Origin of the sequence: Proteus columbae (genome assembly GCF_002777965.1) — a bacterium.
GTDB classification, from domain to species: Bacteria; Pseudomonadota; Gammaproteobacteria; order Enterobacterales; family Enterobacteriaceae; genus Proteus; species Proteus columbae.
This window is the reverse complement of sequence record NZ_NGVR01000023.1, coordinates 48,724-73,842: the sequence shown is the minus strand read 5'-3', so window position 1 is coordinate 73,842 and position 25,119 is coordinate 48,724. Positions and strand designations below refer to the sequence as shown.

Below are 25,119 nucleotides of genomic sequence, written 5' to 3'. Positions count from 1 at the left end.
ATCTAACCCTACTTCACCACACTAATACTGTGTTTGATATGTTTTAAATGCACCACTATCGTAAAAGTCACAATCACTAAGAGTGACCAAGAACCCCACTTCCCTGCATGCACGGCAGACCAAGCGCCAATTTGGTTTGGATATTGCCAAACACCAAAAAATGTACCGAAATTCTCAGCAAGCCAAATAAAGAAACCTATCAGAACAAAAGCAAGTAATAAGGGCATTTTCCGCTCTTTATCATAAGGCGTAAAATAAACCACACTACGGGCATAAAGACCTAAAATAAAGGCCGTTAAGTACCATCGATAATCACCAATAAAGTGATGAGAGAAGAAATTAATATAAATCGCAAGAGCAACTAATGTTGCCAGCCAATAAGGCGGATAGTGTTCAATTCGTACTTTTAAAAAACGCCATGCTTGAATTAAATAACTCCCTACCGCAGAATACATAAATCCTGTAAACAAAGGGACTTCCCACAATTTCGTGTAAGCAAAATCAGGATATTTCCATGAACCAATTGCCGCTGATGTTTTAAATAACTCCATCACAAAACCAACAATGTGGAAAAAACAAATCGCTTTTAATTCATCCCATGTTTCTAACTTTCCCCACACCATCCATAATTGAAAAGCGATAGCAAGAATAAGAAGTACATCATAACGAGGTATCCCAAAGACACCTTTGCTTGGTGTTGCAAATAAAATAAAAAAGAAAAACCCCGCAAATAAACAAGAACGTGCCTCTTTCACACCAAAAAAAAGAAATTCAACAATAAATCGTTTTATACCTTTAAAGGGCTTCAATGGTGGTTCTAATAAAAAATCATCCAATCGCTTTAACATGCTTCTTCCTGAAAACTCGCATTATCGAACAGCCTTCAATGCAGAATAATAAATAAGGTGAGATAAAATGAATGGCAGGAAATTTGCCATAGAATAAAAAAACGCACAAGGATGAAAAGGACGAAAAAGAAAGGAATGAAAAAATAAAGGTATTTACCCCCCACTACGATACCCACTCTGACTGCCTTTACTTAGGGTAAATACCTTACGCAAATTCTGCGAAATAACTGAAGCACAGGAGATAAACATAACCCACTCACATTTATCTCAGACGACATGACATGACGACTTTACTTCATTACTTTTACTACATACTGCGATTGTAAAACGACTCTTTACTACTCTTTACTTCGACTCTTTTGCTTCTACTTCTTACTACTACTGACAACTTCACTTTATTAGCAAGGCTTATTTGTAAGGTTCTTCTTAATTAACGCATCCCTACCTTTCTACTACTTATTTTTACTTTCGTAATCGTATTTAGCTTTTTAGTTTTATTCAGGATAAAGTGCAATTAATACACTTTATCCTTATGCCGATATTAGAAAATAGTAAATGGCATTATCACGTTAAACTTAACGTCTTTCTCATCTTGGAAAATATTACCAAAACCACCTTCATAACTTGGGATGTCGGAGTGATTATCATAACGGGTATAGTGAAGCTTAAAGAGGGTGCCTTTAGCGCGACCTTCTTGAACCGTATACATAATATCCGCATTCCATGCACTTTCTCTGATACGCTGACCTTGATCATAAATGGCTTTACCACTTGGCTTAGCATCCCATGCATAAACATAAGAAGTACCTACCGCCCAACCTGACAGATCCCAGTTTTTCAAATCATACATAACGCCAGCATACAGTGCTTTTTCGCCATTGGCGTTAAAGTCAGAACGTCCATCCCACCAGACATCAAGACGACCATTAGAGGTTGCCCAGCCCGGAGTCATACGTTGTAAGAAATAACCTTGATTACCTTCAGCTTTAACCCACGTTCCTTCTACTTTGAAGTCAAATACATTGTAGGTATAACCAAAAGTCAGTGCTTGTAACCATGCCAGCCCATCATAAACGTCATTAACACCACCGCCAGTAACTTTATCTTTAGCACCGTAGAATTGGTAAGACGTTCTTAATGCATTGTCAGCAATTGGGAAATCATAAGAAACTTTACCAAAGTACTGATCAATATAACCATCGGCCTGACCAAATGCAGCTTCTAACACTAGGCTGTTTTTAAAATCATATTTGGCGCCAAAAGAATGAAGATAGCTGATGTTTGTTTCTAGATCAGCTTTACGGAAGTTGTACATATTCCGATACCATGGTGCTTTATATTCGTCTGTCCACATATAAGAGAAAGACAATTCACCACTTTTATCGAAGTCAAAAACAGCACCAGCTTCAGCACCGCGGTAAGTTCCCGGTAAGAAGCTCCAGTGTGGACGCAATAAGCTTTGGCCTTTAGGCTGAATATACCCGCCTTGAGCCCAGAAATTACCTAATTTGAATTTCGCAGCCGCTTTATAAACACTCATGCCACTGCGATCGCCAGTCCATTTTTCATCCCAGCGACTTTTAGCATCACTAAAACCGATTTCATTAGGTGCCGCAGGGCCACTGTTATTCAATTCAGCCGCACCAAAAGCAGCTAAATCAATACCAATAAAATCACCAAGATAACCTGATGAGAAATCTAGATTAGCGTTGAAAGTAGAATGGTGTAAGTTAGCTTTGTATTTGCCGTAATCAGGGCTATTTGGTGTTAACTCTTTTCTATCACGGTCACGTTGCCAATAAAAAAGACCGCCTGTTAAGGTTGAGTCATCAATAAACCCTTCAGCATGAGACATTTTTGCAGGTAGTGCAGTTACAAGCAATGCGCCCATAACGGTAAGTGCCACCCTGCCTGGTTTAGCATGTTGCATAACCATAGCATTGTTTCCTCTTTGACTTTGACTAAAAAAGAAATAAGCACAATGCCTATTTCCAAATATAAAACCCCAAGTGGGGAAAAAACCTAAATTAGGTTAGAAACAGCATATTTTTCGCGACGCGAATTATCAACCAAAAAAAAAGAATTTTTATCAAAATATGACCAAGGGCACATAACACAATGATCGTTTCATTTTTTTGCTTTTATCCACACTGATTAAAAAAAATCGTAATTAATTGATTTAAATATACTTTATAAAACAATCTTTAAATGATATGAAATTTCGTTTTTACAGAAAGGAATAATAAGCAGTATTTATAAATGATCTTTTTTAACGATGTGAAATATATGGTGTAAATCACACTTTTCTTATTACAGTTTTATTTAGCGTGATGGTATGAAAAAACAAAAGAATAAAGTGATAGTGAATAAACTATTTCAAATGAAATAAATGAAATAAATGAAATAAATGAAAAGTTATCACCTAAAAAGAAAAAATGAGAAACTAATCAAATTAAGAATAGTAAATATTTAATGTCAATAGATGAAAAATTATACGAACTAAGATGTAAAATAGATAAAAAAATGCTCGATAAATAATTACCGAGCATTTCATTCATTAAAGTACTAATGTGACTCAAAACACGTCAGATTAACCTTGCTGAGAAATCTTCGCCCAAGTGTCACGTAAGCCGACAGTACGGTTAAACACAAGTTTATCCGCTGTTGAAAGCTTATCAGCACAGAAGTAACCTTCACGCTCAAATTGATACGCTTTTTCGATAGCAGCATCTTTTAAGCTGCGTTCAACAAAACCTTCACGAATAACTAATGACTCAGGGTTAATTGTTGATAAGAAATCATCTTCTGCTGCTGGGTTTGGTACGCTAAATAGACGATCATAAAGACGAATTTCAGCAGGAATAGCATGTGGAATACTTACCCAGTGAATAACACCTTTTACTTTACGTCCATCAGCAGGATCTTTATTTAAAGTCTCTGCATCATAGGTACAGTAAATGGTCGTAATTTCGCCTTGTTCGTCTTTTTCGACACGTTCTGCTTTAATCACATAAGCATTACGTAAACGTACTTCTTTACCTAGCACCAGACGTTTATATTGACGATTTGCTTCTTCTTTGAAGTCAGCGCGATCAATATAGATCTCACGGCTAAATGGTACTTCACGCGTCCCCATTTCTGGTTTGTTCGGGTGATTTGGTGCAACAAGAATTTCTTCGCCTTCTGGCATATTTTCAATCACTAAACGAACTGGATCGATAACCGCCATTGCGCGTGGTGCATTTTCGTTTAAGTCATCACGAATACAAGATTCCAACGCTGCCATTTCGACATTGTTTTCTTGTTTCGTCACACCAATACGTAGACAAAATTCACGAATAGATTCTGCGGTATAACCACGACGACGTAAGCCTGAAATCGTTGGCATACGAGGATCATCCCAACCATTCACAATGTTTTCTGTCACAAGCTGATTCAGCTTACGTTTTGACATCACAGTGTATTCAAGGTTAAGACGTGAGAATTCATATTGACGAGGATGACAAGGGATAGTGATATTATCCAGCACCCAATCATATAAACGGCGGTTATCTTGGAATTCTAAAGTACATAAAGAATGAGTGATATTTTCCAGTGCATCAGAGATACAATGGGTAAAATCATACATTGGATAGATGCACCATTTATTTCCAGTTTGGTGGTGTTCAGCGAATTTAATACGATAAAGCACAGGATCACGCATTACAATAAAAGGTGATGCCATATCAATTTTCGCACGTAAACACGCTTTACCTTCTTCAAAGCCACCAGCACGCATTTTTTCAAACAGTGCTAAGTTCTCTTCTACGCTACGTGAGCGATAAGGGCTGTTTTTACCTGGCTCTTTTAATGTACCGCGGTATTCACGAATTTCTTCAGCACTTAACTCATCAACATAAGCTAAGCCTTTATTAATCAGCTCAATCGCATATTGATAAAGTTGATCAAAATAATCTGAGGAGTAATGAATGCTACCTTCCCATTGGAAACCTAACCACTGAACATCTTTTTGAATTGAGTTGATGTACTCAATATCTTCTTTTACTGGATTGGTATCATCAAAACGTAGATTACATTTTCCCTGATAATCTTTAGCAATACCAAAATTCAGGCAAATTGATTTCGCATGGCCGATATGAAGATAGCCATTAGGTTCAGGTGGGAAACGCGTTTGAACGCTATCATGTTTCCCGGTAGCCAGATCTTCGTCAATAATTTGACGAATAAAGTTCGTTGGGCGGGCATCTGCCTCATTCATGGTCATTTTTTCCTCAAAGCAAAACGCATAATTAACCCACTATAATCCAATAAGCAGGTTTCATAAATACCTTAGCTAAATACACCTCTGAGATATTTATCAAAATAGAGATAAAAAAACGGGAAGTTCGAAAGACTCCCCGTTTTATCGTCTTATTTAACCATCTCTTTATAGAGGATTAAATATCTATATAGAATTTATTTTAACACGTTGTAGATAACCGTTTTATTTCCAACCACAATACCCGCAGCTTGTTCAGCAATCTTATCAAAATCATCGATATTGCTAACAATGACAGGGCTTATCATTGATTTGGCATTCGCATTTAGATATTCAAGATCTAATTCTAAGATAGGTTGGCCAACTTTAACGTCTGCACCTTCTTCAACTAAACGCTTGAAGCCTTTGCCACCTAGCGCAACGGTATCAATTCCCATATGCACGATGATTTCAACACCATTGTCAGTCTCAATACAAAATGCATGGTTTGTATCAAAAATCTTAACAACAGTACCTGTCGCAGGCGCCATCACGATGTTAGAGGTTGGTTTGATTGCTATACCATCGCCAACAACACCACTAGAGAACGCTTCATCAGGCACATCTTTCAATGCCACGACTTCACCATCAAAAGGCGCAATCATTTCAAGTAATACTTTTGCATTTGTGTTGGCTTGTTTTACAGGTGCTTTTTCAGTAGAAATTGTTGAAGTAGAAGATGCTTCATAAGCCGGCACAGGACCTTGAGTCAATACATCACGCATTGCGTTAGCGACAAGCTCTGCACGAGTACCTACAATCACTTGAACACTTTGTTTATTTAAACGAATAACACCTGATGCACCTAAACGTTTTGCATATGCATCATTAACCACAGCGGCATCTTTCACATTTAAACGTAAACGAGTGATACACGCATCAATACCCGTTAAGTTATCAGAACCACCGATAGCGGCGATATATTGACGTGCTTCTTGTTGAATACTTTCTTTACTATTTGTAGGGGCTGTCGTGATATCTTCATCATAACCATCTGCTGTTTCATCACCAGACACTTCATCTTCACGACCCGGTGTTTTCAGGTTGAATTTAGTGATAGTGAAACGGAAAATACCGTAGTAAATGAAGAAGAACACAATACCTTGAACAATCAACATGTACCAGTGAACAGCAAGTGGGTTACGTGAGGATAAGAACATATCCACTAAGCCCGCACTAAAGCCGAACCCTGAAATCCACTCCATGCTTGCAGCAATATACACAGAGATTGCCATTAAGAATGCGTGAATAACATAAAGTACAGGTGCAACAAACATAAATGAGAATTCAAGCGGTTCCGTGATACCTGTGAAGAATGCTGCAAAAGCACCCGCCACCATAATACCCGCAACTTTGGCTTTATTTTCTTTACGCGCACAGTGATAAATCGCCAGCGCAGCACCTGGTAAACCGAACATCATGACAGGGAAAAAACCTGCTTGGTAACGACCTGTTACACCCACTGTCGCTAAACCAGCATCGATAGATTTCTGACCTGCAAGGAAATTAGGAATATCGTTAATACCTGCAACGTCAAACCAGAATACAGAGTTCAACGCATGGTGTAGACCAACAGGAATTAATAAACGGTTAAAGAATGCATAAATACCTGCACCCAGTGCCCCCATATCTTTAATGCTTTCACCGAAACTGACTAATCCGCCATAAATAACAGGCCAGATATACATCAAGATAAAGGCAACGATAATCATGAGGAATGACGCTAAAATAGGAACTAAACGTCGGCCACTAAAGAAAGAAAGCGCGAGAGGCAATTCTACTTGGCTAAAACGATTATAAAGTTCCGCTGAAAGCACACCCACTAAAATCCCCACAAATTGGTTTTCTATTTTACCAAATGCGGCAGGCACTTCTTCTAGCGGGATCCCTTTGATCATGGAAACAGCAGCCGGCGAACAAAGCGTGGTCACGACTAAAAACCCAACAAACCCAGTTAATGCCGCAGCACCATCTTTGTCTTTTGACATACCATAAGCAACACCTATAGCAAACAAGACTGACATATTATCAATGATTGCGGAACCCGATTTAATCAGTAAGGCAGCTAGCGCGTTATCACCACCCCAGCCTACTGGGTCAATCCAGTAACCAATCCCCATCAGAATTGCTGCTGCAGGTAGTGTAGCAACAGGCACCATCAGCGCCCGCCCTATCTTCTGCAGATAACTTAAAATATTCACAAACTCCCCCTTGGATAGCCCCTATATTGGGATCTTATTCATACTCATTCATATTTTATAAGAAAATTGATGAGCTAATTATTTAATTCCATTTTTAGTCTAAAAAATTTATTTCGTATCGCAAATTAATTAGTCATAATTTGTGAGTTAAGTCACCATTATAGTATATTTTTTAGCTGAAATGCTGGCTAAGTCAGAAAGCTTATTTTATGATTAAAAATATCTTTTGGCGGGACATTTCGATCATCAGCTAAAAATGAAAAGAAATTCGTGTTATAGATGAGCCACTGATAATCACACGATAAAATAACACGTTACTGAGTTATCAGATTTGTCTTTTTTCTATGAGGTTACTATGAGGTTAATACCCCTATCCACGGCAAAACAAGTTGGTAAGTGGTCTGCAAATTACATCGTTGAAAAGATCAACGCATTTAATCCAACTGCAGATCGCCCTTTCGTACTTGGTTTACCGACTGGTGGCACGCCATTGGCGACATATAAAGAGTTAATTGAATTACATCGTGCAGGAAAAGTCAGCTTCCAACACGTTGTAACGTTCAATATGGATGAATATGTTGGTATTCCATCAGATCATTCACAAAGTTATCGTACTTTTATGTATGAAAACTTCTTTAATCATATTGATATTAAAGATGAAAATATCAATTTATTAAACGGTAATGCAGAAGATCCACAAGCAGAATGCGAACGTTATGAGGCTAAAATTAAGTCTTATGGCAAAATCAATTTGTTTATGGGCGGTGTCGGTAACGACGGTCACATTGCATTTAATGAACCTGCGTCATCACTCTCTTCACGCACTCGTATGAAAACGCTAACTGAAGATACACGCTTAGCAAATTCACGTTTCTTCGACAATAATGTTAATCATGTTCCTAAATATGCACTGACAGTTGGTGTAGGTACATTATTAGATGCTGAAGAATTAATGATTTTGGCAACTGGTTTTAATAAAGCGCAAGCCGTACATGCTGCAACAGAAGGCGCTGTTAACCATTTATGGACGATTTCCTGTGTTCAACTTCACCCTAAAGCCATTTTAGTGTGTGATGATCCTGCAACAATGGAATTACGAGTAAAAACATTGCGTTACTTCCAACAGATTGAAGCGCAAGAGTGTCACAAATACCAAGACTAAGTTTAGTAAAATAAGTACCTACTGATTAAGTAGTGGAAAAGGCTAAGCTCTCTTACTTATCAGCCAGAATTTGCTGGCTGATATCGGATTTTTAGATTGACTTCCCTTATCAGGAGACAAAGGTATGTTTGCCTTAACAAATGCTGTTATTTATACAGGTTACGACCGTTTAGAAAACCACGCCATTATTATTAACGGCTCCCGTATTGAGCAGGTTTGCCCACAGGATCAACTGCCAAAAAATATCACTGTTCGTGATATGAAAGGTGCAATTGTCTCTCCCGGTTTTATCGATTTACAGGTTAATGGCTGTGGTGGTGTGCAATTTAATGACACGCCTGAAAATGTCACCGTTGAAACGTTAGAAATTATGCAAAAAGCAAATGAACGTTTAGGTTGCACGAGCTATTTACCCACGTTAATTACCTGTTCTGATGAATTGATGAAAATAGGCATTGAAGCAACTCGTGCTTATATGAAGAAACATGAAAATAAAGTGTTGGGATTACATTTAGAAGGTCCTTATATCAATGTGATTAAAAAAGGGACTCATGATCCACAATTTATTCGTCAACCAAGTGCTCAGATGATTAGCTATTTGTGCGATAATGCTGATGTCATCGCTAAAATCACCCTCGCGCCAGAAATAGTTGATGAAAAGTATGTTCGTCAATTAATCAAAGCAGGTATTATTGTTTCTGCGGGTCATTCCAATTCAACGTATGAAGAAGCACGTAAAGGGTTCCGTAATGGCATCTCATTATCGACTCACCTTTACAATGCAATGCCTTATATTACAGGCAGAGGCCCGGGGCTTGTCGGTGCTATTTATGATACACCTGAGGTTTATGCTGGTATCATTGCTGATGGTTTACATGTTTCATGGGCAAATATTCGTAACAGTAAGCGTCTAAAAGGTGAAAAACTACTTTTAGTCACAGACGCAACTGCGCCAGCGGGGCTTGATCCTAGTAAAAATGAGATGGATAGCTTCGTTTTTGCAGGTAAAACCATATATTATCGCAATGGCCTTTGTGTCGATGCAGATGGCACATTAAGTGGATCATCACTGACCATGATTGATGCAATTAAAAATAGCGTGATCCATGTAGGCATTCCATTAGATGAAACGTTGCGGATGGCAACACTTTATCCTGCTCGTGCAATTGGAATGGAAAAAGAATTAGGGACAATTGAAGCGGGTAAAATTGCTAACCTCGCTTCTTTCGACAAAGACTTCAACCTTTGCACAACGTTTGTCAATGGTATCGAAATAACTGAATAATTAATGGATGTAGATGCTGATGAGTCATAACAACACTGAAACGCAAATTGGCAATATCGATCTTGTTAAACAACTTAACAGTGCGATTGTGTATCGACTGATTGATCAACACGGGCCAATTTCCCGTATCCAAATAGCCGAACAAAGCCAACTAGCGCCAGCCAGTGTGACTAAAATTACTCGTCAGTTGCTTGAACGAGGCTTAATCAAAGAGGTTGATCAACAGGCATCAACAGGTGGACGTCGCGCAATTTCTATTATTGTTGAACACCGCAATTTTAATACAGTTAGTGTGCGATTGGGACGTAATGATGCCACCGTTGCCCTTTACGATCTGAGCGGTAAAGTCATCATTGAGCAGCACTACCCTTTAGAGCAGAGTACTCAAAATGAAGTTGAAGCCCTGCTCATCAATGCAATTGATGACTTTATTAAACAAAACCAACGTCGCATTCGTGAGCTTATTTCAATTTCTGTGATCTTACCCGGTCTTGTTGATCCAAATAAAGGCATTGTTCGTTATATGCCTCATATGAAAGTAGATAATTGGGCTCTGGTAAATAGCTTAGAAAAACGCTTTAGTCTGCCATGTTATGCTGGGCATGATATTCGAAGCCTTGCACTCGCTGAAAACTATTTTGGTGCCACACGAGATTGTGAAGACTCACTACTCGTCCGGATACATCGTGGTGCAGGTGCTGGTGTTATTATTAATAATAAAATTTTGCTCAACCAGCGTGGTAACTTAGGAGAGATTGGCCATATTCAAATCGATCCTCTAGGTGAACGTTGCCATTGTGGTAATTTTGGTTGTTTAGAAACGATTGCATCTAATACTGCTATCGAAGCCAAAGTGCGCTATCAATTAGAGCAAGGCTACCCAAGCCAATATTTATCGCCAACACAGTGCCAAATCCAAGATATTTGTCGTGCTGCGGTTAAAAATGACCCACTAGCCGTCGAAACCATCAAACAAGTGGGTTTACACTTAGGTAAAGCAATTGCAATCGCTATTAACCTGTTTAACCCACAAAAAGTGGTTTTAGCGGGTGAATTAACTGAAGCAGCTGAAGTTTTGCTCCCCTCAATTCAAAGTTGTATTAATACGCAAGTATTAAAAGAATTCAGAGAAGAGCTTCCAGTTGTCACATCAGAGCTTGATCATCGTTCTGCCATAGGGGCTTTTGCCTTGACTAAACGCGCAATGCTTAACGGAGAATTGCTCCAACAGCTATTAGAAAAGTAATTTATTGTCGATAAATTATACTTTTCGAGTTGAATATATACTTTTTTGATCTTAATTGTGAAATAAGTCTAAAATTCAATCAGTAATATCCAAAGAAAAAGAAATGTAGCGTGAATTTTTCACCTCATTTCTTTTTTTATGCCCATTGTTCTTCATCTTTTCCTTTTTTAGCTTAATATCATTTCTCTTACTGCTTTGTTTTTTCTTTTTATTCACGCACTATTGCGCCTTATTTTTTGAGATATTTTTCATCAACAAGGTTGTTTTTTGGATCTTTTTTCGACAAAATGATTAACCATCGAGCAAACGGACACGTTTCTCGAAAATTAATGCAAAAAGCAGTTGACGGATTTGTCTGTAATACGCATAATGCGCCCCGCAACGCCGACGAAGGTTATGCAAAAAAAGATGGCTATGTAGCTCAGCTGGTTAGAGCACAACACTCATAATGTTGGGGTCACAGGTTCGAATCCCGTCATAGCCACCATCTTTTTGCGGGAGTGGCGAAATTGGTAGACGCACCAGATTTAGGTTCTGGCGCCGCAAGGTGTGCGAGTTCAAGTCTCGCCTCCCGCACCATTTTAACCTCGTCAAGAATTTATCAGTTGGGATATCGCCAAGCGGTAAGGCACCAGGTTTTGATCCTGGCATTCCCAGGTTCGAATCCTGGTATCCCAGCCATATTTCTGATAAATTAGCGCGTTGACAATTGAATTAGCGGATGGGGTATCGCCAAGCGGTAAGGCACCAGGTTTTGATCCTGGCATTCCCAGGTTCGAATCCTGGTATCCCAGCCATATTTCTGATAAATTAGCGCGTTGACAATTGAATTAGCGGATGGGGTATCGCCAAGCGGTAAGGCACCAGGTTTTGATCCTGGCATTCCCAGGTTCGAATCCTGGTACCCCAGCCATCTTTCTAAAGAAAGAAAGCTAGATTCAATACGGCTATGTAGCTCAGCTGGTTAGAGCACAACACTCATAATGTTGGGGTCACAGGTTCGAATCCCGTCATAGCCACCATTTTTTGGGATATCGCCAAGCGGTAAGGCACCAGGTTTTGATCCTGGCATTCCCAGGTTCGAATCCTGGTATCCCAGCCATATTTTGAAAGAGAGACTCGCTGAGCGAGTCTTTTTTTCTCCAAGTTGTTGCGGGAGTGGCGAAATTGGTAGACGCACCAGATTTAGGTTCTGGCGCCGCAAGGTGTGCGAGTTCAAGTCTCGCCTCCCGCACCATTGATTAATAACGTGTTTATCACGAAATCAACAGATAAGACTCGCAATAGCGGGTCTTTTTTGTTTTTGTCTCTTAACTTTTTTCTATCTGTTCTCTAAACATTATTCTCCTCCCTTCTTTTCTTGTTCTTCTGCTCTCAAAAATCAACATTTTCCACATCATCATTTTTTATTTATTCTCATCACGCCACGCTTTATTGATTGATCTCTATGTACATATATCCCTCTAAATACTATACTCCCCTATAGTATAAATAAGGATTATGTATGCCACACTCACCAGCAGAAAAAAAAGCCGCGTTAACTCGCGTGAGAAAAATTAAAGGGCAGCTTCTTGCATTAGAAACTGCACTTGAAAATGGAAATGAATGCGGTCAGGTATTACAACAAATTGCGGCCATCAGAGGTGCTATCAACGGTCTGATGGCCGGTGTGCTCGAAAGTCATTTACGTGAAGGTCTTATGGATGCCGTCGCTTCTCCTGAAGATCAAAAAAATTCCGTTGATGATGCCATTTCCCTTATCCGCACTTACCTGCGTTAATAACAAAAAAGGATACACAATGAAATCTCGTGCTGCGGTCGCATTTGGACCAGGAGAACCTTTAAAAATCGTTGAAGTTGATGTGATGCCACCAAAAGCGGGTGAAGTGCTCATAAAAATTAGCCACACTGGCGTTTGCCATACAGACGCATTTACACTCTCTGGTGATGATCCTGAAGGTGTATTCCCTGCTATTCTTGGTCATGAAGGTGCAGGTGTGGTTGTAGAGGTTGGTGAAGGTGTCACCAGTGTTAAACCGGGCGATCACGTTATTCCCCTGTACACAGCCGAATGTGGCGAATGTCTATTCTGTAAATCAGGCAAAACAAACTTATGTGTTGCAGTCAGAGCAACGCAAGGTAAAGGTTTAATGCCAGATGGAACAACACGTTTTTCTTATAACGGACAGCCTATTTATCACTATATGGGATGCTCTACTTTTAGCGAATACACAGTGGTGGCTGAAGTTTCTCTGGCAAAAATCAATCCAGAAGCCAATCACGAAGAAGTTTGCTTATTAGGTTGTGGCGTAACAACCGGCATTGGCGCGGTTCACAATACAGCAAAAGTGCAAGAAGGTGACTCTGTTGCAGTATTTGGTTTAGGTGGCATTGGTCTTGCTGTTCTTCAAGGTGCAAGACAAGCCAAAGCAGGTCGTATTTTTGCGATTGATACTAATCCTGAAAAATTTGCATTAGCACGTCAATTTGGTGCAACAGATTGTTTAAATCCTAATGACTATGACAAACCCATTCAACAAGTCCTTGTTGAAATGACACAATGGGGTGTTGACCATACTTTTGAATGTATTGGTAACGTTAATGTCATGAGAGCAGCGTTAGAAAGTGCACATCGTGGCTGGGGTCAATCTATTATTATTGGTGTCGCAGGGGCTGGGCAAGAGATCTCGACCCGTCCATTCCAACTAGTAACAGGTCGTTCGTGGAAAGGCACCGCTTTTGGTGGTGTTAAAGGCCGTAGCCAATTACCCGGTATGGTTGAGGATGCAATGAAAGGTAATATCGAACTTAAGCCTTTTGTTACCCATAAACTACCGTTAGAAAAAATTAACGAAGCTTTTGATTTAATGCACGAAGGTAAATCAATCCGAACCGTTATTCATTTCGATTAATCATCCTCAAACCTATGTTTCATAGGTTTGTCTTTGTTTTTAAAGGAGTCAAAATGGAAAGGATTGAACGTCACGCCTGCTTTGGCGGTTGGCAAGAAATCTATCAACATACATCAAAGACATTAAATTGTGAGATGAAATTTGCCATCTATCTTCCTTCAATGGAAGAAGAGCAAAAATACCCTGTTTTATATTGGTTATCAGGCTTAACCTGCAATGAACAAAATTTTATTACTAAATCAGGTGCTCAACAATTTGCGGCACAACATGGCATTATTTTAGTTGTACCTGATACCAGCCCTCGCGGTGAAAATGTGGCCGATGATGGTGCTTATGACTTAGGGCAAGGTGCAGGCTTTTACCTTAATGCGACACAATCGCCGTGGAATACTCATTACAATATGTATGACTACATTGTTGATGAACTTCCTACACTGATAGAAGCGCATTTTCCTGTGACTCATCAACGTGCCATCAGTGGGCATTCGATGGGAGGTCATGGTGCATTAATGATTGGATTGCGAAATTCAGAGCGCTATCGCAGTATGTCGGCATTTTCACCGATAGTTGCACCATCACAAGTCCCCTGGGGCAAAAAAGCCTTCAATGCATATTTAGGGGAAGATACAGCACTATGGAAACAATACGATACCATTGCATTATTAAATGAAGTGAAAAATCCGCTACCGATGCGTGTTGATGTCGGTCTTGATGATCCCTTCTATCAAGAACAATTAAAACCTGAGCTATTTGCTAACGTCTGTGATGAAAAGCAGTTCACTTATAGTTTGGGTTTACATCAAGGCTACGATCACAGTTACTATTTTGTGGCGAGTTTTATTGGTGAGCATATTGCTTTTCATGCCAAGCATTTAAAAGCATAACAACAATGCGATGATCTTATTGCTGATCTTCAACTCAGATCATCGCATTTCTAATTACTTAATACCTAATGCATAACGTAATGCAGCTTCTTTCGCTTTTCCTGCATGTTGAGCTGCTAAAAGACCGATATTTCTAACGACTTTTAAACCCGGCAATTGGTGGCTAAAGGCATGATAAAATACGTCCATGCCTGCTTGCATAACCAAATTATCAGGCATACGACGGCGCTGATATTTCTTCAATAACGCCATTGAATCCCAAGGCTCAAAATGTTTTTTGGCATCAGCCACTAAGTCTAAAAAACAATCTACATCACGGTAACCTAAATTAACGCCCTGTCCCGCTAAAGGATTGATGGTATGAGCCGCATCTCCCAACAGAATAATGCCTTTATCAACATAACGACTTGCATGCTGACGCGTTAATGGGAATGAACCTGCTGCAATAGGTGTTGCTTTACCTAATCGCTCAGGAAAAGCATGTTGAATTTCTTTTTCTAACTGCGTCATCGACATACTTTGCAGTTTTCTAATTCGGTCAGGTGAGTCATACCAAACCAAACAAGCCCAATTATCAAAAAGCGGTAAATAAGCACGAGGCCCTGAAGGGTAAAAACGTTGCCATGTCCCTTTTTCAGGTGGCAACTCTGTTTTCACGGTGATCAGCATACAAGATTGACGATATTGCCAACCATTGCTACCAATACCCGCAAATTGGCGGACTTGAGAATTCGCGCCATCCGCACCGACGACTAAATTAGTGGTCACCTCACTACCATCAGAAAGTGTTACTTTCCATTTATCATCTAAGTAAGTCATTTTACTTAGACTATTTGGACATAATAAAGTGATATTGCTATAACGTTCAGCCTCTTGCCAAAGGGCTAATTGCAAAATTCGGTTTTCAACCATATAGCCTAATTCAGGTAAACCTAAGCTTTTAGCATCAAAAACCACATGGGCATTTTCTTCTTCCCATGTTTCTAAGGTAAGATAAGGCGCAAAACGCATCGCTAAAACATGTTGCCATGCACCTAATTGTTTTAATAGACTAACGGACGCACAACTAATCGCAGAAATACGGATATCAGGATGAGATGACGCATCAAAAGGTGCTGGAGACTGTCGTTCAATCATTGCAACACGCAATCCTTCTTGCGCCAGCCCAATTGCAACAGCAGCGCCAATCATCCCTCCACCCGCGATGATTGCATCAAAATCGTTTTTTACATTACTCATCATTGTTATGCCATAACTCATTACTTTAAATAATAGGTAAGCGCTGTTTCAGTTTATTTCTATTAAACTAAACGCCATAGAGAATTAGCGCCGACTTGCTCTAGTCACTGACCACACAAATGACTACAATAACCGCCTTATTGGCTTATTACACGCAACGTTTTCCAATGATTAGCTATTGTCTCACTGAAAATACCGGATTTACACAATGTCGACGATAAAAAAACTGTACATTAAAACTTGGGGCTGTCAGATGAATGAGTACGATTCATCCAAAATGGCAGACCTACTCGAAAGCACCCACGGTTATCAGTTAACCGATGTCGCCGAAGATGCGGACATTCTACTGCTAAATACCTGTTCTATCCGTGAGAAAGCACAAGAAAAAGTCTTTCATCAGTTAGGACGTTGGAAATATTTTAAAGATAATAAACCCGATATTATCATTGGCGTTGGCGGTTGTGTTGCTTCTCAAGAAGGTGAATACATCCGTCAACGTGCGCAGTGTGTCGATATTATCTTCGGACCACAAACTTTACACCGTTTACCTGAAATGATTAATCAGGTTAAAGGGACTAAAAGCCCAGTTGTCGATATCAGCTTTCCTGAAATCGAAAAATTTGACCGTTTGCCAGAGCCGCGAGCTGAAGGCCCTTCTGCTTTCGTTTCCATCATGGAAGGCTGTAACAAATACTGCTCTTTCTGCGTAGTTCCTTACACACGCGGTGAAGAAGTTAGCCGCCCTTGTGATGATGTGCTATTTGAAATTGCTCAATTAGCGGCACAGGGTGTGCGCGAAGTAAACTTGTTAGGTCAAAACGTTAACGCCTATCGAGGTGCCACTTTTGATGGTCAAATCTGTAGCTTTGCTGAATTAATTCGCTTAGTCGCCGCAATTGATGGCATTGACCGCGTTCGCTTTACTACCAGCCACCCTATCGAATTTACTGACGATATTGTTGCGGTTTATGAAGATACTCCAGAATTAGTCAGCTATTTACACTTGCCAGTGCAAAGTGGTTCTGACCGCATTCTAACATTAATGAAGCGTAACCATACTGCGCTTGAATATAAGAGCATCATTCGCAAACTACGCAAAGCACGTCCTGGTATTCTGATAAGTTCAGACTTTATCATTGGTTTCCCGGGTGAAACCCAAGACGACTTTGAAAAAACCATGCAATTAATTGCAGATGTTAATTTCGATATGAGCTTTAGTTTCATCTATTCAGCACGTCCGGGCACACCCGCTGCTGATTTACCTGATGACGTCAGTGAAGATGAGAAGAAACAACGTTTATATCTGCTACAACAGCGTATCAATCAACAAGCGATGAACTTTAGCCGTGCAATGTTAAACACTGTACAGCGTATTCTAGTTGAAGGGCCTTCACGTAAAAATGTGATGGAGCTTTCTGGTCGTACTGAAAATAACCGTGTGGTTAACTTTGAAGGTACACCAGATATGATTGATAAGTTCGTTGATGTCGAGATTGTTGACGTTTATGCCAACTCACTACGTGGTAAAGTTATTAGAACAGAAGACCAAATGGATTTACGTATTCACGAATCTCCAGAATCCGTCATTGCACGTACACGTAAAGAAGATGAATTAGGGGTAGGTGTTTACCAACCTTAATTGATCAGATTGAACAAAAGGATAATCAGTGACAGTAATAGCACATGCACAGGTAGCGACCCAAGAAATCTTCTTAGAGCCAGCTGACAATGCCCGTTTAATGAGCCTATGTGGTCCATTTGACGATAATATTAAGCAACTTGAGCGCCGTTTAGGTATCGAGATTAACCATCGTGATAACCGTTTTAAACTCACGGGAAAATCATTGTGTGTCAATGCAGCCACAGGAATTTTACGTCGCCTGTATGTGGAAACCTCGCCAATTAAAGGCGTGATCCCCGATATCGACCCTGAACAAATTCACCTTGCAATCAAAGAAAGCCGTGTGCTTGAGCAAAGTGATGAGCATGTTCCTGAATTTGGGAAATCAACCAATATTCGAACTAAGCGAGGTGTGATAAAACCTCGTACACCGAATCAGGCACAATATATTGCCAATATCCAGACTCATGATATTACCTTTGGTATTGGGCCTGCTGGTACAGGGAAAACTTATCTGGCTGTTGCTGCCGCTGTTGATGCTCTTGAACGTCAAGAAGTGCGTCGTATTTTATTAACTCGTCCTGCGGTTGAAGCTGGTGAAAAACTGGGCTTTTTACCGGGCGATTTAAGTCAAAAAGTCGATCCTTATTTACGACCACTTTATGATGCGTTATTTGAGATGTTAGGTTTTGAAAAAGTTGAGAAACTAATAGAGCGCAATGTCATTGAAGTCGCACCTCTCGCCTATATGCGTGGACGCACATTAAATGACGCCTTTATCATTCTTGATGAAAGCCAAAACACCACAATCGAACAAATGAAAATGTTCTTAACACGTATTGGCTTTAACTCTAAAGCAGTTGTTACTGGGGATATTACCCAAATTGACCTGCCAAGAGGCAATAAATCAGGCTTACGTCACGCCATTGAAGTTTTATCTGATGTTAATGACTTAAGTTTTAACTTTTTCCACAGTGAAGACGTTGTTCGTCATCCAGTGGTTGCCAAAATTGTTATCGCCTATGAAGCTTGGGAAACGGAAGATCAAAAACGCCGCCAAGCTATCAAAGCAGAAAAAGAGAAGCTTCAGAGAGAAAATCATGAGTGAAGTTATCCTTGATTTACAAGTAGCAAGTGAAAATGCGCAAGGGCTTCCTACTGAAGCCCAATTTATGACATGGTTAGAAGCGGTATTACCGCAATTTCAACCTGTCAGTGAAGTGACTATTCGTATTGTCGATGAAACAGAAAGTCACGAACTGAATCTTACTTATCGTGGAAAAGACAAACCGACTAACGTGCTTTCTTTTCCCTTTGAGGCACCGCCTGAAATTGAATTGCCGTTATTAGGTGATTTGATTATTTGCCGCCAAGTGGTAGAAAAAGAGGCGGTTGAGCAGAGTAAGACTGTCGAAGAACATTGGGCACACATAGTTATTCATGGATGTCTGCATCTTTTAGGCTATGATCATATTGAAGATGATGAAGCCGAAGAAATGGAAGGTTTAGAGACAGAAATCTTACAAAATTTAGGTTATGCAGATCCCTATTTAATTGAAAAAGAGTAACAGTTCTCTTATTTTTATGATAAATACTATATCTAATTAACCATTCAATGAGGAAAAATAGTTAAAACGCCATGAGCGACGACCAATCTTCGAGTAACGATAACCCTGGTCCTAAGAAAGGGTTTCTCACACTGCTTAATCAGTGGTTCCACGGTGAACCTAAAAACCGTGATGATCTGATGGAGCTTATCCGCGATTCTGAACAGAAAGAATTAATTGATCCTGACACCCGCGACATGCTTGAAGGGGTAATGGATATTGCTGAACAACGCGTTCGGGACATAATGATCCCTCGTTCGCAAATTGTCACACTAAAACGCAATCAAACCCTTGATGAGTGTTTAGATGTGATTATTGATTCAGCACATTCCCGTTTCCCAGTCATTAGCGAGGACAAAGATCATATTGAAGGCTTATTAATGGCAAAAGATCTACTGCCATTTATGCGTACTGACGCAGAGCCATTTAGTATGGATAAAGTCTTACGCTCTGCTGTTGTTGTGCCTGAAAGCAAACGGGTTGATCGCCTATTAAAAGAGTTCCGCTCTCAACGCTATCATATGGCGATTGTGATCGATGAATTCGGAGGCGTATCTGGGCTCGTCACAATTGAGGATATTCTTGAACTTATCGTAGGCGAAATTGAAGATGAGTATGATGATGAGGATGATATTGATATTCGTCCGTTAAGTCGTCACGCTTACTCAGTTCGAGCTTTAACCCAGATAGAAGATTTCAATGAAGCGTTCGGTACACATTTCAGCGATGAAGAAGTTGATACGATTGGCGGTTTAGTCATGCAAGCCTTTGGTCACCTTCCTGCTCGTGGTGAAACTATTACCATTGATAATTACCAATTTAAAGTTGTTATGGCAGATAGCCGTAAGATCATTCAGGTTTACGTGCACATCCCCGATGATGCGCCAATTCCTGAACTAGGTAATGATGCATAGGATATCAATGAATAAGATCTCTTTCTTAAACCGCCAGTGGGTTCGCGCCCTTCTGGCGGTTTTTTTCGGTGCCATTGGCACATTAGCATTTTCGCCATTTGATTTTTGGCCAGCAGCGTTAATTTCACTACTTGGCTTATTACTGATAATCACTCACCGCACAACTCGTCAAGGTGCATTCCTTGGTTTTGCTTGGGGATTTGGGTTATTTGGTAGCGGTGTAAATTGGGTTTACGTCAGTATCGCTGATTTTGGTGGTATGCCGTTTGCGATAAATATCTTTTTAGTGATTTTATTAGCACTCTATTTATCACTCTACACACTGTTATTTGCAGGATCACTGAATAAATTTTTTCCAAAACCAACACTCTGGCGGTTTGTATTTGCCGCCCCAGCACTATGGCAAATCACTGAATTTTTACGGGGTTGGGTATTATCAGGCTTTCCGTGGTTGCAGTTTGGTTATAGCCAGATTGACGGCCCATTAAAAGGTATCGCACCTATTTTTGGTGTCACTATGATAACGCTGCTCTTAACCGTTATTAGTGGATTAATTGCATTTACAATCTATCGTAAATCAATTTACAGCTTTGTGGTTGCACTGCTTTTATTAATATTACCTATCAGCTTCAAATCCTATCAGTGGTATCAACCTTTGCCTGATGAAACGCAAGAAATTGCATTAGTCCAAGGTAATATTGCACAATCTTTAAAATGGGAACCGGGCACATTAGAGAGCACATTAAAAACCTATCTCACCTTAAGCCGTCCTTTTATTGGTAATGCAAATCTCATTATTTGGCCTGAATCTGCGATCCCTGATGTTGAAATTCAACAACAAAGCTTTTTAGCAGAATTAGATAAGCAATTAAGAGAACAAGATACCCATTTAATGACAGGTATTATTGATGCTCGACCAACATTAGAAGGTTATCGTTTCTATAATAGTGTCATCACATTAGGTGAACACTATGCTTATCAATACCCAGCAACAGATCGCTATAACAAACATCACCTTGTTCCTTTTGGTGAATATGTACCATTAGAATCACTATTACGCCCACTTGCACCTTTCTTTAATTTACCGATGTCATCATTAAGCCAAGGTGAATATGTACAACCTCAGCTTACTGTCAATGATGCCAAAATAACCGCAGCTATTTGCTACGAAATTATTTTAGGTGAACAAGTCCGTGCTAATTTTAAACCTGATACACGGTTCTTATTAACGATTTCTAATGATGCGTGGTTTGGTAATTCAATTGGCCCTTGGCAACATTTCCAAATGGCGAGAATGCGTTCTCTTGAGTTGGGAAGACCATTATTACGTTCGACGAATAACGGTATTACCGCATTTATTGCAGCCAATGGTGATGTAATTTCTCAACTTCCTCAGTTTGAAGAAGGTGCTTTAGCAGAAAAAATGACACCAACAACTGGGTTAACCCCTTATTACAAGTGGGGTAATACACCATTGTGGATAATGGTTGGATTATTTTTTATCATCGCTTTTATTAAACGCCGAGCTGAGTAAAGCAAAATAAAATAACGGAATTCATAGAGTAATGAATTCCGTTATTTTTAAACGATTAAAGCTTAAAATGATTGCTTGTGTGCCGTTCAAAAACCCGCCCACCATAAACGTAGTTTTAATCCCCACGAAGATGACCAACCGCTCGTAAAGCCCACCATTTCCCCTTTATAAACAATAACAAATGAAGGTGTTGCACTAATTTCCCACTGCTGAGAAATATCGCCTCGACTATCATTTATTACAGGAAAGAGCAGCCCTTTAGACTGAATACCGCGCTCTAACTTTGCATTATCACCAGAACGGATCGCAACAGATGTCACGTTATAACCATCTTGCGCTAACGAATTTACTGCGGGTGTTGTTAGCTTACAAACGCCACACCAAGTTGCCCAAAAATAGATTAATAAGGGCTTTTCAGCACTTAATTCAGCTAAAGAAACAACTTTATTATCAACAGTATAAAGCTCCGGTAAATTTGTTAAAGACGGTGGCGTAGGTTGTCGCCACCAATCCATAGCAAAAGAAGCTATAACGAAAATGACAACCAGAACAAGCAGTTCTTTACTCCACTTTCGTAAGCGACTACGCATTATTTTTTCACTTTAGCCAGTTGCTCTTTCACAATCACTTCTAGTTGAGCGTAATCAACAGCACCAGGGATAACCATATCGCCAACAACCGTTGCTGGTGTACCTTGAATGCCTAACTTACGAGAAAGATCTAAGTTATTTTGTAACGCCTTTAAGCTTTCATCTGTTAATTTCACTTTACTTGTATTGGTTGTTTTCATTGCATCATCAATACTTGCGTTATCTAGCATTGTTTTCTTCTGCATTAAACGTTGGTGTAATGCTAAGAATGCTTTTGGATCTTCTTTCCAAACTGAAAGCACAGCTTGAGAGGCTTTTGCCGAACTTTCACCTTTAAATGGCAGTGGTTTAATTACCACAGCAACTTCAGGATAATCTTTTGTGATTTGTTCTAATAATGGGTCGAAGCGTTTGCAATAAGGGCAGTTATAATCAGTAAAAGAAACCAACACTAACTTAGCGTCTTTTGCACCAATACGAGGGCTTGCAGCATCATTATATAATGCATCATGTTCTGCATTTAATGCTGTACGGAATTGAGCTTGTTGCTCATCTGCTTTTTGCGCTTGTAATGCCGTGATAGCTTCTTCCAAAATTTCTGGATTTTTGATTAACGTATCACGAACCAACGCGCGAACTTCTTTTTCCTGATCAGCACTTAACGCCGCAGCTTGCACATTTGCACCAAAAAGTAACGAAGAGATAACCAGTGCAGAAAATGTTTTTTTCATTATTGGGCTCCTTTAGCCTCAGAAAGAACTGTCAATGTTGAATCTTTATTTAAAATAGGGGGTAAAACCACGCCATCTTTATGGCAAGGCCCATAAACTTGGTTAAAAGGTACTGCGACTTGACCACGTTGTTTTAAAAACTGAGTGATCTTCTCAGAGGGTTTCGTCCAATCCCCTCTTAATGCGACAACATCTGGCGCTGAAAGTGCCTCTTGGATCTCATCTCGCAATAATACATTGTATTTGTTTGCTTTGCAGGTTACACACCAATCTGCGGTTACATCAATAAATACGCGTTTATTGTCGGCTAATGCTTGGTGTATCGCTTCTTCTGATAAAGGTTGCCAATTTATTGTATCTTGACCTGCAAGTGTTTGGCTTGCTGGTTGCTCCACAAATAGATAGGTACTTCCTCCTAAAAATAGCGCAATAACAGCCGAAATAAAGACCGTTTTTTTGCCATAATGCCGTGCAATCGCTAACAATAAAAGCAAAGTAATGGCAATAAAAATAGCCATAACGATTGGCATTCCTAGGTGTGGAATAAGTAATGTAATTAGCCAAATACTGGACAACAACATCATAAAGCCTAAAACCACTCTTAGACGATTCATCCATTTACCTGGTTTTGGTAACGCTTTGGCGATAGATGGGAATATTGCCACTAAGATCCAAGGCAAACTCATTCCAATCCCGAGAGCGGTAAAAATAAGCCATAGCTCATTTAGAGGTGCAATAAGTGCATAAGCAACTGCGGTTCCCAAAAATGGCGCTGAACAAGGTGTCGCGAGTAAAGTTGCAAATGCACCTTCCCAAAAGTGTCGGCTATATCCTTGTCCGCCTGCTGTTGCCATTTTGGTATTCATATTGCTACTTAAACGCAGTTCAAATAATCCAAATAGATTTGCAGTAAAAATAGCGGTGACTAATACCATAAAGCCAATAAACCAAGGACTTTGGAATTGAATTCCCCAACCTAAAGCTTCTTGGCTATAACGTAAGCCTGTCATAAACAGAGCTAGCGCCCAAAATGAGACTAAAATACCTAAAACAGAAACAGAAAATTGTTTGCGAATTACCCCTTTATCACGATTTTCGAGATGCAAAATTGACCCCATTTTCATCGCAAGTACGGGTAATACGCAGGGCATCAAATTCAGAATTAAGCCACCCAATAGTGCAAAAGCAAGAATACCCCAAAGCCCAATACCTGAATTAGAAGGTGGAGTAGTCTCCTCTTTTCCATGCCCTATAGTGTCATTAACTTGACGAGAAAAATCTTGGTCAGTAATAACAAAAGAAAGCACCTTACCTGAGATATCACCGGCAGCATCGCCCCAATCATCTGTCACATCAACCGTGACAAATAGGTTTTTATCTTGATGATTTAATTTTGGAATACCGTAGAGCATACCTTCAGGGGGATCGAGATAAATATTAGGTTTAACCCAAGTACCTTGCTCTCTTTGTAAAGAGATAGTGAGTTGGCTATTGTCATAACCCGAAGAAACTGATGATATTAATCCTGTTCCAACAGGAATTTTGGCCATTGCCTGATTATATTGCCATTCAAAATCAGCAGGCACAGGTTCGGTAAGATCTAAATCTAAAGTATAGTCAGTCAGAATACAGACATTACTGCATGTTGATAACGTTAAAACCCCTGTTAAACGATCAGCGTGAACAGTAGATAACTCAATAGGAAAAATAACTTTTTTATCATAGCCTTGAGTGTGAATACCTGCTACATCAAAAGCTGAAGGCGAAGGCCAATGCCAAATCATTGCGCTTACATCTTGAGACCAATTAATTTCAGGGGCAACACCGCCTTCTCCTGGAGAACGCCAATACGTTTTCCATCCAGACTCAAGCTGTACCTCAAGTAAAACTTTCACGTCACCTGCTGGAGACTTTTGTGCTGTCGCCCTAACTTGTGCATGAGAATTATCAGGCGTAGTTAACCAGCCTGTATCTGCTGCTTGAGAAGTAGATAAAGTAAATAGCGTTAATATCAACGCCATAACAAAAGAACGAAACATAACAACTCC

General features: G+C 39.8%; 20 protein-coding genes and 8 tRNA genes. 19 read left to right on the top strand and 9 right to left on the bottom strand.

Annotation, left to right across the window (positions count from 1 at the left end):
- Positions 1-8 precede the first annotated feature (8 nt).
- The 4 genes from CBE70_RS11380 to nagE form a co-directional block, all read right to left on the bottom strand.
- A complete protein-coding gene (locus CBE70_RS11380; protein ID WP_100159437.1) occupies positions 9-848 on the bottom strand; it encodes a DUF817 domain-containing protein in 840 nt (279 codons plus the stop codon).
- Between the two features lie 541 nt (positions 849-1,389).
- Complete coding sequence (gene chiP / locus CBE70_RS11375) at positions 1,390-2,784, bottom strand: chitoporin ChiP (protein ID WP_100159436.1); 1,395 nt, start codon at positions 2,782-2,784, stop codon at positions 1,390-1,392.
- 654 nt (positions 2,785-3,438) lie between these two features.
- Positions 3,439-5,106: a glutamine--tRNA ligase gene (gene glnS, locus CBE70_RS11370; RefSeq protein WP_036912065.1), complete on the bottom strand. Its 1,668-nt coding sequence runs from the start codon at positions 5,104-5,106 to the stop codon at positions 3,439-3,441.
- Positions 5,107-5,303: 197 nt separating this feature from the next.
- The gene (gene nagE, locus CBE70_RS11365) at positions 5,304-7,346 is read right to left on the bottom strand and encodes an N-acetylglucosamine-specific PTS transporter subunit IIBC (protein ID WP_100159435.1); all 2,043 of its coding nucleotides are present in this window, start codon (positions 7,344-7,346) and stop codon (positions 5,304-5,306) included.
- 355 nt (positions 7,347-7,701) lie between these two features.
- Between nagE and nagB the strand changes: the two genes are divergently transcribed.
- The 3 genes from nagB (at position 7,702) to nagC (ending at position 11,039) form a co-directional block, all read left to right on the top strand.
- On the top strand, positions 7,702-8,508 hold the full coding sequence (gene nagB, locus CBE70_RS11360) for a glucosamine-6-phosphate deaminase (RefSeq protein WP_100159434.1): 807 nt from the start codon (positions 7,702-7,704) through the stop codon (positions 8,506-8,508).
- 124 nt (positions 8,509-8,632) lie between these two features.
- On the top strand, positions 8,633-9,793 hold the full coding sequence (gene nagA / locus CBE70_RS11355; RefSeq protein WP_100159433.1) for an N-acetylglucosamine-6-phosphate deacetylase: 1,161 nt from the start codon (positions 8,633-8,635) through the stop codon (positions 9,791-9,793).
- A 13-nt stretch (positions 9,794-9,806) separates the two neighbouring features.
- Positions 9,807-11,039 carry a DNA-binding transcriptional regulator NagC gene (gene nagC / locus CBE70_RS11350; protein WP_088493435.1) on the top strand — a complete coding sequence of 411 codons (1,233 nt, stop codon included), beginning with the start codon at positions 9,807-9,809 and terminating at the stop codon, positions 11,037-11,039.
- A 75-nt stretch (positions 11,040-11,114) separates the two neighbouring features.
- Here nagC and CBE70_RS18375 read toward each other — a convergent pair whose 3' ends face one another.
- A complete protein-coding gene (locus CBE70_RS18375) occupies positions 11,115-11,255 on the bottom strand; it encodes a hypothetical protein (protein WP_198585717.1) in 141 nt (46 codons plus the stop codon).
- A gap of 194 nt (positions 11,256-11,449) precedes the next feature.
- On the opposite strand from CBE70_RS18375, the gene CBE70_RS11345 reads away from it, so the two are divergent.
- The 11 genes from CBE70_RS11345 (at position 11,450) to fghA (ending at position 14,835) form a co-directional block, all read left to right on the top strand.
- Positions 11,450-11,526 (top strand) — tRNA-Met (locus tag CBE70_RS11345).
- A 7-nt stretch (positions 11,527-11,533) separates the two neighbouring features.
- Positions 11,534-11,618, top strand: a tRNA-Leu gene (locus tag CBE70_RS11340).
- Between the two features lie 27 nt (positions 11,619-11,645).
- Positions 11,646-11,720, top strand: a tRNA-Gln gene (locus CBE70_RS11335).
- Positions 11,721-11,761: 41 nt separating this feature from the next.
- Positions 11,762-11,836, top strand: a tRNA-Gln gene (locus CBE70_RS11330).
- A 41-nt stretch (positions 11,837-11,877) separates the two neighbouring features.
- Positions 11,878-11,952, top strand: a tRNA-Gln gene (locus CBE70_RS11325).
- Between the two features lie 32 nt (positions 11,953-11,984).
- Positions 11,985-12,061, top strand: a tRNA-Met gene (locus CBE70_RS11320).
- A gap of 5 nt (positions 12,062-12,066) precedes the next feature.
- Positions 12,067-12,141 (top strand) — tRNA-Gln (locus CBE70_RS11315).
- A gap of 50 nt (positions 12,142-12,191) precedes the next feature.
- Positions 12,192-12,276 (top strand) — tRNA-Leu (locus CBE70_RS11310).
- 267 nt (positions 12,277-12,543) lie between these two features.
- On the top strand, positions 12,544-12,819 hold the full coding sequence (locus tag CBE70_RS11305) for a metal-sensing transcriptional repressor (protein ID WP_100159432.1): 276 nt from the start codon (positions 12,544-12,546) through the stop codon (positions 12,817-12,819).
- A gap of 19 nt (positions 12,820-12,838) precedes the next feature.
- Complete coding sequence (locus tag CBE70_RS11300) at positions 12,839-13,951, top strand: S-(hydroxymethyl)glutathione dehydrogenase/class III alcohol dehydrogenase (protein ID WP_100159431.1); 1,113 nt, start codon at positions 12,839-12,841, stop codon at positions 13,949-13,951.
- A gap of 53 nt (positions 13,952-14,004) precedes the next feature.
- Positions 14,005-14,835, top strand: coding sequence for an S-formylglutathione hydrolase (fghA, locus tag CBE70_RS11295; RefSeq protein WP_100159430.1), 831 nt, complete (start codon positions 14,005-14,007; stop codon positions 14,833-14,835).
- A 54-nt stretch (positions 14,836-14,889) separates the two neighbouring features.
- On the opposite strand, the gene ubiF is transcribed toward fghA, so the two are convergent.
- Positions 14,890-16,077: a 3-demethoxyubiquinol 3-hydroxylase gene (gene ubiF / locus CBE70_RS11290; protein ID WP_100159429.1), complete on the bottom strand. Its 1,188-nt coding sequence runs from the start codon at positions 16,075-16,077 to the stop codon at positions 14,890-14,892.
- A 205-nt stretch (positions 16,078-16,282) separates the two neighbouring features.
- Here ubiF and miaB point away from each other — a divergent pair, with 205 nt between their 5' ends.
- The 5 genes from miaB (at position 16,283) to lnt (ending at position 21,750) form a co-directional block, all read left to right on the top strand.
- A complete protein-coding gene (miaB, locus tag CBE70_RS11285) occupies positions 16,283-17,713 on the top strand; it encodes a tRNA (N6-isopentenyl adenosine(37)-C2)-methylthiotransferase MiaB (RefSeq protein WP_100159428.1) in 1,431 nt (476 codons plus the stop codon).
- Positions 17,714-17,741: 28 nt separating this feature from the next.
- Positions 17,742-18,803 carry a PhoH family protein gene (locus CBE70_RS11280; protein WP_088493440.1) on the top strand — a complete coding sequence of 354 codons (1,062 nt, stop codon included), beginning with the start codon at positions 17,742-17,744 and terminating at the stop codon, positions 18,801-18,803.
- The gene (ybeY, locus tag CBE70_RS11275; protein WP_100159427.1) at positions 18,796-19,263 is read left to right on the top strand and encodes an rRNA maturation RNase YbeY; all 468 of its coding nucleotides are present in this window, start codon (positions 18,796-18,798) and stop codon (positions 19,261-19,263) included. The genes CBE70_RS11280 and ybeY overlap by 8 nt, the downstream gene beginning before the upstream one ends.
- Positions 19,264-19,334: 71 nt before the next feature.
- Positions 19,335-20,216 carry a CNNM family magnesium/cobalt transport protein CorC gene (corC, locus tag CBE70_RS11270; protein ID WP_023581153.1) on the top strand — a complete coding sequence of 294 codons (882 nt, stop codon included), beginning with the start codon at positions 19,335-19,337 and terminating at the stop codon, positions 20,214-20,216.
- Between the two features lie 7 nt (positions 20,217-20,223).
- Positions 20,224-21,750: an apolipoprotein N-acyltransferase gene (lnt, locus tag CBE70_RS11265; protein WP_100159426.1), complete on the top strand. Its 1,527-nt coding sequence runs from the start codon at positions 20,224-20,226 to the stop codon at positions 21,748-21,750.
- 86 nt (positions 21,751-21,836) lie between these two features.
- Here the strand turns inward: lnt and CBE70_RS11260 are convergent, their stop codons facing one another.
- Genes CBE70_RS11260 through CBE70_RS11250 form a run of 3 tightly spaced genes read right to left on the bottom strand, consistent with a single transcriptional unit; the run spans position 21,837 to position 25,110 of the window.
- Entirely contained in the window at positions 21,837-22,340 is a 504-nt protein-coding gene (locus tag CBE70_RS11260) for a protein disulfide oxidoreductase (protein WP_100159425.1), read from the bottom strand.
- Entirely contained in the window at positions 22,340-23,071 is a 732-nt protein-coding gene (locus CBE70_RS11255; RefSeq protein WP_100159424.1) for a DsbA family protein, read from the bottom strand. The genes CBE70_RS11260 and CBE70_RS11255 overlap by 1 nt, the downstream gene beginning before the upstream one ends.
- Positions 23,071-25,110 (bottom strand): protein-disulfide reductase DsbD family protein, encoded by a 2,040-nt coding sequence (locus CBE70_RS11250; RefSeq protein ID WP_100159423.1) that lies wholly within the window; start codon positions 25,108-25,110, stop codon positions 23,071-23,073. The genes CBE70_RS11255 and CBE70_RS11250 overlap by 1 nt, the downstream gene beginning before the upstream one ends.
- Positions 25,111-25,119 lie beyond the last annotated feature (9 nt).